The organism is Bordetella tumulicola (genome assembly GCF_965138755.1).
GTDB lineage: Bacteria > Pseudomonadota > Gammaproteobacteria > Burkholderiales > Burkholderiaceae_B > Bordetella_A > Bordetella_A tumulicola.
Genome location: NZ_CBCSFP010000002.1, coordinates 423,525 through 438,292, shown reverse-complemented (window position 1 = coordinate 438,292; position 14,768 = coordinate 423,525). Strand labels below are relative to the sequence as shown.

The 14,768-nt window shown below is 60.7% G+C and carries 11 protein-coding genes and 1 pseudogene; 2 read left to right on the top strand and 10 right to left on the bottom strand.

The features are described from left to right. Positions 1-38 precede the first annotated feature (38 nt). The 4 genes from ACNAZS_RS07650 to ACNAZS_RS07635 form a co-directional block, all read right to left on the bottom strand. Positions 39-1,742 carry an ATP-binding cassette domain-containing protein gene (locus ACNAZS_RS07650; RefSeq protein WP_415787851.1) on the bottom strand — a complete coding sequence of 568 codons (1,704 nt, stop codon included), beginning with the start codon at positions 1,740-1,742 and terminating at the stop codon, positions 39-41. Next, a complete protein-coding gene (locus tag ACNAZS_RS07645; protein WP_415787849.1) occupies positions 1,739-2,602 on the bottom strand; it encodes an ABC transporter permease in 864 nt (287 codons plus the stop codon). The genes ACNAZS_RS07650 and ACNAZS_RS07645 overlap by 4 nt, the downstream gene beginning before the upstream one ends. Then, positions 2,599-3,528, bottom strand: coding sequence for an ABC transporter permease (locus tag ACNAZS_RS07640; RefSeq protein ID WP_415787847.1), 930 nt, complete (start codon positions 3,526-3,528; stop codon positions 2,599-2,601). Before ACNAZS_RS07640 ends, ACNAZS_RS07645 begins: the two co-directional genes overlap by 4 nt. A 70-nt stretch (positions 3,529-3,598) precedes the next feature. Continuing rightward, complete coding sequence (locus tag ACNAZS_RS07635) at positions 3,599-5,236, bottom strand: ABC transporter substrate-binding protein (RefSeq protein ID WP_415787845.1); 1,638 nt, start codon at positions 5,234-5,236, stop codon at positions 3,599-3,601. Positions 5,237-5,442: 206 nt separating this feature from the next. Between ACNAZS_RS07635 and ACNAZS_RS07630 the strand changes: the two genes are divergently transcribed. Both ACNAZS_RS07630 and ACNAZS_RS07625 read left to right on the top strand, forming a co-directional pair. Next, complete coding sequence (locus tag ACNAZS_RS07630; RefSeq protein ID WP_415787843.1) at positions 5,443-6,756, top strand: LLM class flavin-dependent oxidoreductase; 1,314 nt, start codon at positions 5,443-5,445, stop codon at positions 6,754-6,756. Between the two features lie 115 nt (positions 6,757-6,871). Continuing rightward, a pseudogene (locus ACNAZS_RS07625) lies at positions 6,872-7,806 on the top strand (IS110 family RNA-guided transposase). Positions 7,807-8,180: 374 nt separating this feature from the next. Here the strand turns inward: ACNAZS_RS07625 and ACNAZS_RS07620 are convergent. The 6 genes from ACNAZS_RS07620 to ACNAZS_RS07595 all read right to left on the bottom strand — a co-directional run bounded on the left by ACNAZS_RS07620 (position 8,181) and on the right by ACNAZS_RS07595 (position 14,467). After that, positions 8,181-8,762, bottom strand: coding sequence for a nuclear transport factor 2 family protein (locus ACNAZS_RS07620; protein WP_415787841.1), 582 nt, complete (start codon positions 8,760-8,762; stop codon positions 8,181-8,183). A 134-nt stretch (positions 8,763-8,896) separates the two neighbouring features. Next, positions 8,897-9,439, bottom strand: a complete 543-nt coding sequence (locus ACNAZS_RS07615; protein WP_415787839.1) for a hypothetical protein — start codon at positions 9,437-9,439, stop codon at positions 8,897-8,899. A gap of 30 nt (positions 9,440-9,469) precedes the next feature. Then, positions 9,470-10,207, bottom strand: coding sequence for an SDR family NAD(P)-dependent oxidoreductase (locus tag ACNAZS_RS07610; RefSeq protein WP_415787837.1), 738 nt, complete (start codon positions 10,205-10,207; stop codon positions 9,470-9,472). 63 nt (positions 10,208-10,270) lie between these two features. Further along, the gene (locus ACNAZS_RS07605; protein WP_415787835.1) at positions 10,271-11,746 is read right to left on the bottom strand and encodes an aldehyde dehydrogenase family protein; all 1,476 of its coding nucleotides are present in this window, start codon (positions 11,744-11,746) and stop codon (positions 10,271-10,273) included. Then, on the bottom strand, positions 11,736-13,340 hold the full coding sequence (locus tag ACNAZS_RS07600; protein WP_415787833.1) for a GMC family oxidoreductase: 1,605 nt from the start codon (positions 13,338-13,340) through the stop codon (positions 11,736-11,738). The genes ACNAZS_RS07605 and ACNAZS_RS07600 overlap by 11 nt, the downstream gene beginning before the upstream one ends. A gap of 221 nt (positions 13,341-13,561) precedes the next feature. After that, positions 13,562-14,467 (bottom strand): AraC family transcriptional regulator, encoded by a 906-nt coding sequence (locus ACNAZS_RS07595; protein ID WP_415787831.1) that lies wholly within the window; start codon positions 14,465-14,467, stop codon positions 13,562-13,564. Positions 14,468-14,768 lie beyond the last annotated feature (301 nt).

Below are 14,768 nucleotides of genomic sequence, written 5' to 3'. Positions count from 1 at the left end.
TGGGGCACTCACAGGCATGGGCGGTGCCCCCTTTCGCATCAGGCGACCTGACGCCACGCGCCCGGCACGGCATCGAGCAAGGTTCGGGTATACGAATGCCGAGGATGCGTCAGCACCTGTCCCGCCTCGCCCTGCTCGACCACCCTGCCCTGTTGCAGCACCAATACCCGGTCGGCCACGTGCCGCACCAAGCCGATGTCGTGCGAGATGAACAGCAGCGCTGTGCCCATGCGCGCCTGCAATTCGCCGATCAGATCGATGACCTGGGCCTGGATACTGACGTCCAGGGCGGACACTGGCTCGTCGCACACGATCAGCGCGGGTTCGGCGGCCAGGGCGCGGGCAATGGCGACGCGCTGGCGCTGGCCGCCCGATAAGGTGGCGGGCAAGCGATCGATCAGACGCTCGTCCAGGCCCACTTGCGCCAACAAGCCACGGACGCGCCGGTCCAACTCGGCCCAGCCCAGCACCCTGGGCAAGTTCTCGAGAATAATGTCGCGCACCGTATAGCGCGGGTCGAAGCTGCTCAGGGGGTCTTGCGGAATGTACTGCAGCTTGGGACGCAACGCCCGGCGGCAGCGCTCGGGGATGCCGGACCAGGGTTTGCCCAGCAGGGATACGCCGCCCGCATCGGGTTCGAGCAAACCAAGAACAATCTTGGCGCACGTGGACTTGCCCGACCCCGATTCACCCACCAGGCCCAGCACCTCGCCCGCGCGAATCTCGAACGACACCTCGTCGAGCGCCTGGAACTCGCCGCCGCCGCGCTGCTGCCAGTAGCGCTTGCCCAGGCCTTCGGCCCGCAGAATTACCTCGCCGCCCAGCGCCGCGCGGGGCGGCAAGGGTTCGCGCAGAATGCGCGCCACGGTCTGGTCATCCGCCGCGCCGGTCTCGATGCGTGCCGATGCCAGCCGGTATCCGCGCGACTCGGCCGACGGCACCGCCGCGATCAGCGCACGGGTGTAGTCGTGCCGAGGGTGGGACAACACTTCACGCGTCGACCCGTCGTCTACCACCCTCCCGCCGCGCATGACCAGCACGCAGTCGGCGATGTCCGACACCACCGACAGATCGTGGCTAATCAGCAATAACCCCACGCCGTCCTCGCGCACGCGCCGCATCAAGACCTCGATCACCTGCTTTTGCACCGTAGCGTCCAGCGCCGTGGTGGGTTCGTCGGCAATGATGAGCCTGGGATGAGCCGCGATAGCGGCCGCGATGAGAGCGCGCTGGCGCAAGCCGCCGGAAAGCTGGTGCGCGTACTGCCGGCTGCGCGCCTGGGGGTCGGGGATGCCAGCTTGCGCCAGGGCGTCTAGCACCCGGCCGCGCACTGCCCGTTCGCCACGCAGCAAGCCATGTACGGCAACGGTCTCGCCCACCTCTTGTCCAATCTGGCGCAAGGGGTCGAGCGACACCAGCGCGTCCTGCATCACCAGGCCCGCGAACCGGCCGCGCACGTCACGCCATTCCTGCAGCGTGAAACGCAAGGCATTGCGCCCGCCGATCTCGTAACGCCGGGCCGACATCCGCGCGCCCTTGCCGGCTAGATTCAGGATGCTGCGTGCCGTGAGACTCTTGCCCGAGCCCGACTCGCCCACCAGGGCTACGCACTCACCCGCCCGGATGCACAGATCGATACCGTCAACCAAATCTTTGTTGTCGTTCTTGCCCGGAAAACCGATACGCAGGTTCTCGATATCGACCAGAACTTCGCCCCGCCGGCCATATGTGCCGTCTTTCATGCAGCCTCCCTGCGTTCGAACCTGAGTTGCAGATCGCGTCCCAGCACGATAAAGGAAATGACTGTCAGGGTAATGGCCAGCCCCGGAAAAACGCTAGGCCACCAAGCGGTGCGCAGCACGTCGCGCCCTTCGGCCAGCATTACCCCCCATTCGGGCGTGGGCGGCTGCGGCCCCAGGCCCAGAAAGCTCAAGCCAGACACCGCCAGAATGGTCGTACCCACATAAACGGTAGCGACCACCGGCACCGCCACCAGCACATTGGGCAGCAGATGCGTGCAGAACACCGCCAACCGGCTGCGCCCATAGATGTAGGCATGAGTGACGTAATCCGCCTCGCGCACCAGTTGGGTCTGCGCGCGCACCAACCGGGCGAACTTGGGAATGCCCGCGATGCCCACGGCGATGGCGATGTTGCGCGCCTCGTTGCCCATGAAGGTCACTACCATCATGGCTAGCAAGACGCCCGGATAGGAAGAAATGACGTCGAACACGCGGCACAGGCCTTCGTCGGCCCAGCGGTTGCGCTGACCGGCAAGGATACCCAGCAGCACGCCGAACAATACCGAGATGACGGTGCCGGCCAGCCCAATGGACAGCGAAAAATGCGCGCCGTGGATGGTGCGCGCCAACACGTCGCGTCCGATGCGGTCGGTGCCGAAAGGATGCGTCCAACTGGGCGGCTGCAATATCGCCAGAAAATCCGCTTCCAGCGGATCGTAGGGCGTCAACCATTGCGGCGCCGCCACGCACAGCACCAGCAAGGCCGCGAAAGCCAGCGACAAAATGGAAGACAGGCGCGGCAGCCTGGCGGCGACCGCCCGTCCGTGGCCACCAGCAGCGGTCAAAACCGTGGTCGTCATTGCGTTCTGAGCCTCGGATCGATAAATAGATAGAGAATGTCCAGCGCGGTGGAAGCCACCACGTGAACGAAGGCTGCCAGCAGCACCACGGCCAGCACGATGGGCACGTCATGGGTCAGCACGGCGTTGAGCGTGACCGTGCCCAGACCCGGACGGCCGAAGACCTTTTCAGTCAGGACAGCGCCGCCCAGCAGGCCGCCGATAAGCCAACCGCCCAAGGTCATGGCCGGCGCAACGGCGTGGCGCAACACATGGCGCAGACGGATGCCCCCCTCGCTCAAGCCCCGCGCCCGAAGCGTCACGACGAAAGGCTGCTCCAGCGCCTTATCCAACGCCTCACGCAAGACCTGGCTGAGCAGGCCCGCCGTGGGCAAGGCCAGTGTGATGGCGGGCAGCACCAGCGAGCGCCAGCCGTCGCCCCCTGAGACCGGGAACCAGTTCAAGCCGAAGGAAAGCGCCATCAGCAACAGCAGGCCCAGCCAGAACACGGGCACCGACACGCTGAAGCGCTCAAGCAACTCGGCGCATCCGCGGCCCAACCGGCCCGCGCCGCTGGTGCCAAGCGCCACGGCCAGCGCCAGAACAAAGGCCAGCACCCCCGCCGTGCCCGCCAACAGCACTGTGGGCGCAAGCTGCGAGAACAGCACCTCGGAGACAGGCTGGCGCAGGGTATACGATGTGCCCAAATTGCCGGAAAAAATATTCGACACGAAATTCCAGTACTGCCACGCCAGGCTGCGATCCAGCCCCCACTCGGCCGCGATAGCCTCGCTCAAGCCAGGGTAGTCCAGATCGCCCGCCAGGATGTCCTGCACCTCGCCGGGCAACGCGTGCAGCGCCAGAAAGGCCACGGTGGCGCTGCCCCAGGCGACCAGCAAGCCGCTGACCAGTTTTAACAGCACGCTGCGTGCAAGCGCCGCTTTCATTGAACGCCCCTCCTGTCGCTGCGCCACTTCCTCTCGAGGAAGAATTCACGTTTGGGACGACCCAGTGCGCTCATGGTTTCGCCAGCCATACATCGTAGAAGTTGGACGGTGAATCGAGCTGGGTTTCGAACGACAAGCCCTTGACGATCTCCTTGGCTCCCAACTGGTAATTGGCGGCGAACAGCGGCACGATGAATGCTTGGTCCACCGCGCGCGTTTGCGCCGCGAACACCAGCTTCTTCTTTTCTTCGGGATCGGTGGCCGCCAGCGCGCCGTTGATCAAATCGAAGAGTTTCCGGTCACCCTTGTCGGCCCGCGCGCGGATGAAACCGCTCTCGCCGATATTGCCTTGCAGCTCCTGAGCCGCGTCGGCGGGCAGATATGTGTTGGGATAAATCGTCCAGCTGCCGTCCTTGAGCTGCTGCGCCCACTCCCCGCCCGTGATGATGCGCAGTTTCAGATCGAAGCCGAGGTTCTTGCGCAACTGCGCCTGCAAGCCCTGGATCAGGATGTCCCGATTGTCGCGCACATAGGGTTGCGGATAGCCTACCTCGATCGACAGGCGCTTACCGTCCTTGACGCGATAGCCTTGGGCATCGCGCTGCGTCCAACCGGCATCGTCCAGAAGCTTGTTGGCGCCGGCCACGTCATTACCCCAGGCGTTTTCCAGCGACTTGTCGAAGTAGTAGTTATCGAGACCGATATTGGACCAGGCCCGGCGGTACGTCCCCTGGTAGACACTTTGCACCAGTGCGCCGATATCAGCTCCATCGCGCAGCGCGCGACGAACCCTCACATCGTCGGCGGGCGGATGCGTGTAATTGATGTTCAACGTGAACGAGGTCGAGGCGCCCGACGGGCCCACCAGGAATTGAAAATCCGGCTGATCCTTGAACAAGGCCACGTCGGCCGGCTGCACGCCTTCGATCACGTCGACCTGGCCCGACTTCAAGGCGCCCGCGCGCACTGCGTATTCGGGCAAGAAGCGCACTGCCACCTTATCGAGATAAGCAGGCCCCTGATGCGCAGCATAGCCCGGCCCCCATGCATAGTCGGGGTTCTTGGCGAAGGTCACCGATTCACCGCGCGTGTAATTCTGGAACACGAAAGGGCCGGTGGCCGCCAACGCAGGACCACCCGCGCACAAGCTGGCGCCCGAGTCGAGCGATTTGGGCGAAAGAATGCCCAGGCGGATGCTGGAAATCGATTCGAGCAAGCTCGAATCGGGCCGGTTCAGCACGATCTCGACCTCATGAGAGCCGAGCGTGCGCACATCGCTCACGGCCTTGAGCAAATCTCCCGCGCCCGCGGTGTTCTTGACGTCGCGCACGTAATCGAAGTTGGCCTTGACCGCCTCGGCATCGAAGCGAGCACCGTCATGAAATCGCACGTCCTCGCGAAGCTTGAACACATAGGTCTTGCCGTCCGACGAGATGGTCCACGACGACGCCAGCCAGGGCAGGAACTTGCCGCCCTCAGCCTTGGCCACCAGCGAATCGACATAGTTGCGTATCAGGATGTAGGCGTTTTGCTGCGAAGAGCGATGCGGGTCGAAGCAAACCGGCTCCGTCGTCACGCCGAAGACGATCTCGCCGCCTTGCACCGGCGTTTCCGCCTGGGCCGAAGAGACTGCTGAGAAAGCGGCGGCTAAGACGGCAAGCGCCGCCGTCAAGACTGGCCGGCAGCGCATCGTGCGTGAACTCATCATGCAAACTCCAAGCGATTCTTAAAAAGAAAACCGCCATCCTATCGGAGTCGAGACAGCAATTGTTATGGTCTTTTGGCATAAACATTCGCGTCGGCGAGACATAAACAAATACCCGCATGAAGACATAATCATTTGATCGTTTGATGGCTTGGCGTTTTGGTGAAAACTGTCTGATTCCATACGCTGGCTATCATCGGAAGACGCTCATGCCATCCCATGCTCCCGCTTCCCGCGAGCTGCATCTGAACATCAACATGCTGCATTCGGGTTTCGTTCCCTCGGCCTGGCGCCTGCCCGAAGCACAGACTGATGCCTTGTTCGACGTTGCCCATTATGTTCGGCTGGCCCAGGTCGCGGAACGGGGCGCGTTCGACGCGGTCTTCCTGGCCGACACGGCGGCCATCAGCGACCAGGTGCAATACCGCTCCATAAATGCGCTGGAACCGACGCTGCTGCTGGCGACCCTGGCCGCGCATACGCGCCGCATCGGCCTGATCGCCACGGTATCCACCAGCTACAACGAGCCCTACAATATCGCCCGCCGCTTCGCCACGCTGGATCACATCAGCGCAGGCCGCGCCGGCTGGAACATCGTGACCACGGCCGACCCCGCGTCGGCGCGCAACTTCGGCCGCGATGTCGCCATCGACCATCAAGAGCGCTACGCGCGCGCCGCCGAATTCGCCGATGTCGTCAAGGCGTTATGGCACAGTTGGCAGCCGGGCGCCTTCCTGGGCGACAAAAACTCGGGGTATTTCGCCGACCCGGATCGCATTCAGCCGATCGCTCACCAAGGCAAGTTCTTTTCGGTGCACGGCCCGCTGACGCTGCCGCCCTCGCGCCAAGGCCATCCGGTGCTGGTGCAAGCCGGCGGCTCGGGCGATGGCCGGGAGTTGGCCGCCCGGCATGCCGAAGCAGTATTTTCGGCATCGGAATCGATCGACGAGTCGCGCGCCTACCGGCGCGACCTGCACGAGCGCGCCGCGAAATACGGGCGCGGCCCCAACGCGGTCAGCGTCCTGGCCGGGCTGACGACCATCATCGGCGCGACCGAGGAAGCAGCGTATAGACGCCGCGACGAACTGATGGACCTGATTCCCCTTGAATACAGCGTCAAGCGTCTGGCGGGCACGCTCGGCGTGCCGCTCGAGTCGATCAAGCTCGACGAGCCTATCGCGCAAAACCTGGCGCTGCCCAAGAACGGCACGCATACCTTCTTCAACACCACGCTGGCGGCGGCCAAACGCACCGGCGCCACCGCGCGCGAGCTGATACGCGAATTCGCCGGCGGCGGCGGCCATCGCGTCATCGTGGGCACGCCGGAGCAGATCGCCGACGATATCGAGCATTGGTTCCGTACCGAGGCCGCCGACGGCTTCAATTTGATGCCCGACACGCTGCCGGGTGGACTGGAGGATTTCGTCGACGGCGTGGTGCCCATCCTGCGCCAGCGCGGCATTTTCCGCAACGAGTACCGAGGCGATACGCTACGCTCGCATCTGGGCCTGGGAGCCCCCTGAATCAGGGCTCTACATCATTAACCGCAATGGGATGGACGCCCCCACCCGTAACGGCATCAATTGTGCCAAAGTGGAGGTGTTGTTTCGACCACTTGAACCGTTGGGAACGTCCACCATGAAGGCTACAACTATCGATATTGATTTAGCAAAGAGCGTGTTTCAGGTTAACGGCGTCGATGCCGATGGCAAGAATGTACTCAAGAAGCAGCTCAAGCGTGATCAAGTCGCAAACTTCTTTATCAATATGGAACCATGCCTGATAGGGATGGAAGCCTGCGGCAGTGCCCACCACTGGGGACGTAAAGTTACAGGCAATGGGTCACACAGTGCGGCTGATGGCACCCCAGTTGGTCAAGCCATATGTCAAGAGCAACAAGAACGACGTCGCTGATGCTCAAGCTATCTGCGAAGCTGTCGGTCGACCCTCCATGCGGTTTGTCCCCATCAAGACGGTAGATCAACAGGCCCCAAGGCCTTGGTCATATCAGGCAGCGGGTACCCGCTTTGATTGAGGATGCAGCCAGCGAACTGCCGGGAGTATTTCGACATCTCATTGATCGGCTGTTAGAGCACCTGAAGCTATTGGATCGACAGGTCGATGAGATCGAGGCTCAAATCAACGCCTGGCATCGCGGCAACGAACTCAGTCAGCGGTTGGAGCAGATTCCGGGCATTGGACCGATGACAGCCACAGCGATGGTGGCTACCGTCGGAGATGCTAGGCACTTCAAGAATGGCAGGGAGCTTGCTGCATGGTTGGGGCTGGTGCCTCGGCAACACTCCACTGGCGGCAAGCCTACACTGCTGGGCATCAGCAAGCGAGGCGATGTCTATTTGCGGACCTTGTTGATCCACGGAGCGCGCTCACTTGCGTATCGCATCGGGAGGAAGGTCAATTCTGGTAGTTGGCTCTACAGACTCATTCACAGTCGAAACCAGAACGTGGCTGTGGTGGCACAGGCGAATAAGACGGCCAGAATTGTCTGGGCGGTACTGTTTCACGACCGTGAGTTCCGGCCTGACTACGTGCAGTCCTTGAATAGCGCGTAGTTGGATCAGTCAGATTCTTCAGCTTTAACCATAGAGGTACACCCCACTGATTGCACAGGCAATCACGACATTGATGGCAAGACAGGTTAGACCGTGGTCGATTAAACCCGCATCAGACTCAGCACTTCGAGTGCGTAACCGCGATGAGGCATCGACCAGCAGATTCCATCAGGGACATAGGCGAAAAGCCTAAATTTGAGTCCGAATGTACGGCTGCAATCCCTTCCTTCAACCGTCATGAAGTGAGCGCTTGGCAAAACGGGGGCATCCATGTAGGTCTGATGAATGCTCACCCCCCGAAAATGGGGTAGAGCCGGAGGATGTGGCCGGCAGTATTTTTACGAGTGCCCCAGAATACCCACCGGCCGAGGTCGTTACTCTTCCCCCACCTTAAAGGGGGCTGCGTCGTCAGGTGTCTTCACCGTCCACGAGCCGGACTGCCGGAACGAGCTGGCAGAAGCATAGGTATCTTCCATGAACTGGAAATAGATCATCTTTCCGTCACGGACCTTGGCGTGGATGGAAAACGGTGATGTGAACACGCGGTCTACCGCTACGGACCGATAAGTGAATTTACCGAAAATCGCGACATCCTCCCCAGAAGCGATCTTATCGGTGACGGTGAAGTCTTCGGTTTTCCAGTAATCCGCGAGCTGCAAGAACAAGCTACTGAAGGCTTCCGGGCCCTTGTTTGTGCCGGTCCAAGGCAGGATTTTTTGGAGTTCCGGATTGTCGAAGTTGAGAGAAACATAGGTTGCGTCCGGAGCCGCCAGCCTCTGTGCAGCAGCTTCAACTTTATCGGGCGCCGTGTTGGCCAGGAATTCCATAACAACCGAGAGCGAAGCAGCAGACTGCGCTTCGCTAGTCGACTGTGCTGCAACAGGGATGGCAGTCAAACTGGACGCGGCGAGCGTAATGACTGCCGCGAGCGACTTAGTGCGAGAAATTGTGATCATGAGTTCTCTCCGTTTACATTGTTAATTACCGCTTGCGGTTCGTGGTATTTCAGGTTTGCGAGCTAGGGTGGATAGGGTGAGCTATGTGGGGAAATGCTGGGATCCAATCTGGTGATTGGCGGGATGGCGCTTGATCATGGACTACTGTCGTTGTCCGACTCTGCGAACATCCATGGGCGCAGCGCTCGATGAGCGCGAGGAAGGATCACCCATGTCAGAATGACAGTGAGTACTATCGAGCTTCCTGTCAGTAGCACGAGCCAGTTCACTGAATCTGCAAGGGGGCGGACCATGACCACATTGACAGCAAGCAGAGTCGGGTAGACACCGAGCCATGTCGCAGCCGCCTGCCTCCATTTGGGCATGCTGGCTGATCCTGGAATGCTGACGATGCTAGTATGGCCAGCTTGCGGCTGGATGGTCCGCAATGAGTAATTTAAGCCCTCCGCGCGCAACAGCAGGAATGCGTCCGATACCAGCCAACTGTCGAGTTGCTCCTGGGAGTCGAACTGCACCACCGTATGGGATATCGCCGGCCCTTGATCAAGCCGAATAATCGAGCGAAAGCCGGACGCTGCGCGAACGCCCTCTCCCATTTTTTTCGCCCATACAACGAATGCCTGTTCGTGCGCCGGGCGAATAATGTGACTGACGACTACGCCAGCAATTTCAGACATGCTCGTTATTCCTTTTATCTGCGTGGCTGCTTATGCGTTCGCCCCGCCGTCCACAGTCAAGGCAATGCCAGTCACCATGTTTGCGGCAGGGCTTGCAAGAAACACGACCGCATCAGCGATCTCTCGCGGCTCGGCATAACGCCCAATTGAGGACAGACCTCGCTGGAAATCAGCACTTTCTCCATCTGCCGGGTTCGCGTCAGTATTGGTCGATCCCGGCTGGACTAGATTGACCGTAATGCCCTGCGGGCCGAGCTCGCGCGACAGCCCACGGGTGAGCGAGAGCAGTGCCGACTTCGACATGGCATAGGCCGTGATACCCGGAAACGGGACGCGCTCTGCCAAAGCCGATCCGATCGAGATGATGCGACCGCTCTCGCGCAGGTGCGGTATTGCGGCTTGTGCCGCAACAAAGGGGCCGCGGACGTTGACGTCCATCATCGCCTGGAACTCGGCGAGATCGACCTGCGCGACAGGGCCAGCGAGCCCCCGAGCCGCGCTGTTGACAAGAATATCGAGACTGCCAAGTGTTTCGACGGTCTCGCCGACGGCCCGCTTTATGGCATCCGGATCGGCACTGTCGGCCTGAATAGCCAGACCACGGCGACCCAGTTTCTCGATCGAAGCTACGATGCTTTCCGCAGACTTCGCCGAGTTTTGGTAGGTGATAGCGACGTCCGCGCCATTAGCGGCCAGGGCCTGTGCGATGGCAGCGCCGATACCGCGGGAGCCACCAGTTACCAGCGCGCGCTTGCCTGTAAGACACATGATATTTCTTCCTTTTATGACATTGACCCAAAGAGGTCACAACAACGTCGACTCAGGTGACGCTTAGGCTTGCATCAGTCCAGGATTGAACGTAATGGTTTTGATCTCGGTGAAGTCATCGATCGCCGTGGCGCCATTCAGGCGTCCGAGGCCCGAGTGTTTGGAACCGCCCTCCTCGGTGTCTTCGCTGACCGCGCCCCATTCATTGATCCAGACCAGACCCGCTTCGATCCTGGGAGCAATACGCAGAGCCTTCGAGACGTCACGCGTCCAGATGCTGGCCCCCAAGCCATAGATACTGTCGTTCGCCAGGGCGACAGCCTCCTGCGCCGTGGTGAAGCGCTGCATGGTGACCACGGGACCGAAGGTCTCCTCCTGAACGACCTGCATCTTTGGATCAGTAACCTCCAGGAAAGTGGGGCGAAAGAACGCGCCCGTCGAAAGTGGACCCTCGGTCAGAGGCCCTCCTCGCACGACGACCTCAGCGCCTTCGGCAATGGCACGCTCAACAACGTTATTGACCCGTTCGACGTTCTCGCGGTCGATCATCGGGCCCATATCACTCGACAGGTCCGCGGCGGGTCCGACCTTCACTGCGCGCAGACGCTCGGCGAACCGTTTCTTGAACTCCTCGGCAATCGCTTCATGCACGATCACGCGCTGGCCGGTCACGCAGAACTGACCCGCGAACTTCGTCAGTGCCGTTTCGAGCATCGGCAACGCGAGATCAAGATCGGCATCGTCAAACACGATTGCCGGGGTCTTGCCGCCCAGTTCCAGCCCGATGCGTTTGAAGTGCGGTGCAGCGCTAAGCGCGATCGCCTTGCCTGTTCCGGTGCTGCCAGTAAAGCTGATGACCGGAACATCCGGAGAGGCAACGATATGTTTGGCTCCGTCGCCAGCCTCGTCAGTGAACACGTTGATCACTCCGCGGGGCAGTTCCGGTACATCGGCAAAGATCTTGGAGATAGTCGCGGTGATCTGGGCGCTCTTGCCCGGCATCTTGATGATCACAGCACAACCTGCCGCCAGGGCAGGCGACAGCGATCGCACCATTAGAATCACAGGGGAGTTCCAGGGCGCGATGATGCACGCCACGCCCATCGGCTGGCGCACCATCATCGCGATTCTGCCCGGCTTGGAGTCCACAACCCGTCCGGCTTCCGTGCGCACAATGCCAGCAAAGTACCGCAGCGACGGAACGCAAAGATCGACTTCGAAGGTGGCATCGCCTTGGATCTTGCCGTTTTCGGTGTAGAGGATCTGGATGAGTTCGTCCCGATGACGCTCGAACGCGTCCGCAAGCTTGTCGAGCACACGCGCCCGCAGCTTGCGGTCGTGTACCCACTCTGACTCGCGCATTGCGCGTTTCGCCGCGATTATGGCCGCCTTGGCGGTTTCAACACCACCTTCGGCGTAGGTTCCGATGACCTCGTAGGTGGCGGGATTTATGGACTCACGGACCGTATCCGAGCCCAGCCACTCGCCGCCGACCCAGTTCAACGCGGGATTGGACTTGTGGGAGGTATCAATATTCATGGGTGACTCCTGTGTTTCGTTTGGCGTGAATAGTCGGCGAGGCATTACCCAGCCGGGCTGCAATCCGTTCAGCGACCATGACGGTTGTCACGTTGGTTGGCACTGAGGGAACATCAGGGAAGATCGATGCATCGACAACGTGCAGGCCGCTGATGCCGCGCACCGCGCCCCAGGCATTGACGACGGCCGTCGGATCATCGGCGGCGCCCATCGGGACCGTGGAGGTCGGATGGGCATAGGTAGAGACGTTCGCGATGATGTGCTCTCGCAACTGTGCGTCTTCTGTCGGCAGGGGCGGAGTGATTTCACCGTCGACAATGCTCGCGAACGGCTCGGTCGTTGCGATTTTGCTCGTCAGGCGCACGACCTCCATCAGACGTTCGAGATCGCTCGGATCGTCGAGGAAGTTGTATTGGATGCGAGGGTCGACCCGGGGATCGCGCGATCTGATCTGGAACGAGCCGATGGAGCGCGGCAACACCAGCGCGGACGCCAGCACGATCGCGCCGCCGGTGGGACTGTGCATTGGGTTAAAGAAGTGCGTCGCAGAAATCTGAAGATCGAGGTCGCCAGAACTTGCGCCCTTCGAACCCGTCCACGCCAACGCTCCGGCGGCAGGCAACATCGCCTTATGCTCCGCCCTCAACGCATAGACACTGTAAATGAGGGGATGATCCTGAAGCCTCGTGCCCACAGGTAGGTCCGCCACTACCGGAATATCGAGGCTGCGAAGGTGCGCCGAGGGTCCAATCCCGGATCGCATCAGGATCGCCGGGCTTCCGAAAGCACCCGCGCAGAGGATCACCTCACCGCCCGACACGACTTCGCCAGTCACCAGACGCACACCGGCGGCGCATTTGCCTTCGAGCACCAGCCGGTCGACCTCGGCATCGCCTCGGATTGTCAGGTTGGGACGTGTCCGCACGACGTCGGCGAGATAGGTCATACCGGTATTCATCCGCACGCCGTCCACAACGTTGAGCGGATATGGCCCTACCCCATCGGCAGTGGCACCGTTGAAGTCGTTGACGGCTACCAGGCCATTGGCGCGCGATGCATCCACGAAGGCACGCGATGACGCCGAAAGCTCCGCCATCGTGCGCTGCCGGATGGGAAGTGGTCCGTTACGGCCATGCCAGTCACTTTCGCCGCTCGGCGTGTTCTCCAATGCCTTGAAAGTCGGTAACACGTCGTCCCACGACCATCCCTCGATCCCGAGTGCCGACCAGCGGGAGAAATCAGATGGCCGGGCGCGTATCGCCACGGTACCGTTTAGTGCAGAACTACCGCCGATCACCTTGCCACGTGGGGCTGGGATATCGTGACCCAGCTTCGCCTTGTCGTCGCTCATGTACTGCCAGTCAAAATCCGGCGGCGCGACTGTCCCGGCGTCAGTCAGGCTGGAAGGATAAGCCTTGGGCGCAAAGTCCGGACCGGCATCGAGAAGCAGCACCTGTCTCGAAGGGTCTTCGCTGAGTCGGGCAGCGAGCACCGCTCCGGCGGAACCGCCACCGATGATGATCACTGCCGGCTTTCGGGCATTGGCGCTAGCGCCAATGCCGATATGTGCCGCAGTCTTTTTCCCTGAAGTCATGAGAACCGCCCCTCGTTAAGTTCCTGATGTATCGGTTCTGCTCGAGAACAAGAGCAATACCTGCTTATCAAGTACTTACTTTAGGGAGAGGCGAGGCATATTACGGCGCAAAAACTGCTGTCATGGTGCCGATCTTGTGCATCAATCAGACGTGCGTACCCGTGGCTTGGTAAAGCGGCAAACGCAAGCCTGCGCGTGAACGCGACGGAGTTGGGTTCCTGCTATGTGCTGAAGCACACCGGAATGCGAACTGCCCGACGATACTCGGAGGGGCTCATATGCTGATGTTTGGTGAATACCCGGGCGAGTACCTGATTGGACGAGTATCCAACTTCAAAGGCGATCTCGGTGATCGGAAGGTCCGTCAGTTCGAGAAGTTCGCAGGCCCTCTCCATCCTCAGTTGCGTCAGGTAAACACGTGGTGGCACACCAACGCTTTGCTTGAACATGCGTGCGAAATGAAAAGATGACAGTTGCGCCTCGGCGGCCAGTTCGTCCAGGGTGATGTCTTCCGACAACCGCGCGCGCATCAACTCCTGACAACGCCGTTCTGCCCACGGGGCAAGGCCACCCTTTGCCGAGGTGAACGATGCCCCGCTCATCCGGCATAGCTCGGCCAGGATCTCGCAGCCTGCAGCCCGCGCTAGCAGACGTGACGGCACCCCATCCTCGTCGCCCAAAGCCCACAAGTTCCGCAGCGATGACTGGATGGCCGGCGAGTGAAATGACCCTCTGTAGAGTTGCAGGCGTTCTGCGGTGAAACTACCGTTGGAGGCTTCATCAAGCACTGTCTGCCACTGCGCCAGAGGAAAGGACAAGGCGCGAAGCTGGTGATCGGTGTCGACCGAGATGGTATGAGCGAAGTCCGGCGCAGCGAGATAGAACGAGCCTTTTCCGCTCCTCACATTGAATTGCCCTCCCCCCGAGTTGCCCCGAACACGGCTGCCCCCGATCTGATCTTGATACAAAGCAAGATCCGGCAGGGCTGGGCGATCCATATCTCCGGCTGGTCTAGTCACGTCAAGCAGGTCGAGGACTCCACCCGGGGATTTTTTCGTGCGCACATAGGAAGCCTCTCGGCCCTCGGCGTACCATTGGGAGAAAGATGAATAGACAATCACGGTCATTGCGCTTCTCCCTTTGGCATACTCGAGATGCAAGTTCTGCTGCAGTATAGCTGTAACAAGTTGTCGGCTATCGGATAAGCACATACCCCGAGATTTGTGTGTTTGCTTCAGCCAACACGCAATACTGCAATCGGTCGAAAACAGACTACCGTCCTGGTTTGCCTGCGGCCAAAAGAGTCATCAGGGATGTGTTTCGGTGTGACCGCTAGCAAGCGCAGGAATTGGAACCCGACGCCTAATGAACGTTACCAATCTCTGGAGTCAACGCTGCCCCCCGAGAAATGCAATCCCAAGAAACACT

Bases quoted from the DNA above. Each gene is read 5' to 3' on its own strand.
- ACNAZS_RS07620 (WP_415787841.1), bottom strand. From the start codon at position 8,762: ATGATCACAATTTCTCGCACTAAGTCGCTCGCGGCAGTCATTACGCTC.
- ACNAZS_RS07610 (WP_415787837.1), bottom strand. From the start codon at position 10,207: ATGTGTCTTACAGGCAAGCGCGCGCTGGTAACTGGTGGCTCCCGCGGT.
- ACNAZS_RS07600 (WP_415787833.1), bottom strand. From the start codon at position 13,340: ATGACTTCAGGGAAAAAGACTGCGGCACATATCGGCATTGGCGCTAGC.
- ACNAZS_RS07595 (WP_415787831.1), bottom strand. From the start codon at position 14,467: ATGACCGTGATTGTCTATTCATCTTTCTCCCAATGGTACGCCGAGGGC.
- ACNAZS_RS07640 (WP_415787847.1), bottom strand. From the start codon at position 3,528: ATGAAAGCGGCGCTTGCACGCAGCGTGCTGTTAAAACTGGTCAGCGGC.
- ACNAZS_RS07630 (WP_415787843.1), top strand. From the start codon at position 5,443: ATGCCATCCCATGCTCCCGCTTCCCGCGAGCTGCATCTGAACATCAAC.
- ACNAZS_RS07645 (WP_415787849.1), bottom strand. From the start codon at position 2,602: ATGACGACCACGGTTTTGACCGCTGCTGGTGGCCACGGACGGGCGGTC.
- ACNAZS_RS07650 (WP_415787851.1), bottom strand. From the start codon at position 1,742: ATGAAAGACGGCACATATGGCCGGCGGGGCGAAGTTCTGGTCGATATC.
- ACNAZS_RS07615 (WP_415787839.1), bottom strand. From the start codon at position 9,439: ATGTCTGAAATTGCTGGCGTAGTCGTCAGTCACATTATTCGCCCGGCG.
- ACNAZS_RS07605 (WP_415787835.1), bottom strand. From the start codon at position 11,746: ATGAATATTGATACCTCCCACAAGTCCAATCCCGCGTTGAACTGGGTC.
- ACNAZS_RS07635 (WP_415787845.1), bottom strand. From the start codon at position 5,236: ATGATGAGTTCACGCACGATGCGCTGCCGGCCAGTCTTGACGGCGGCG.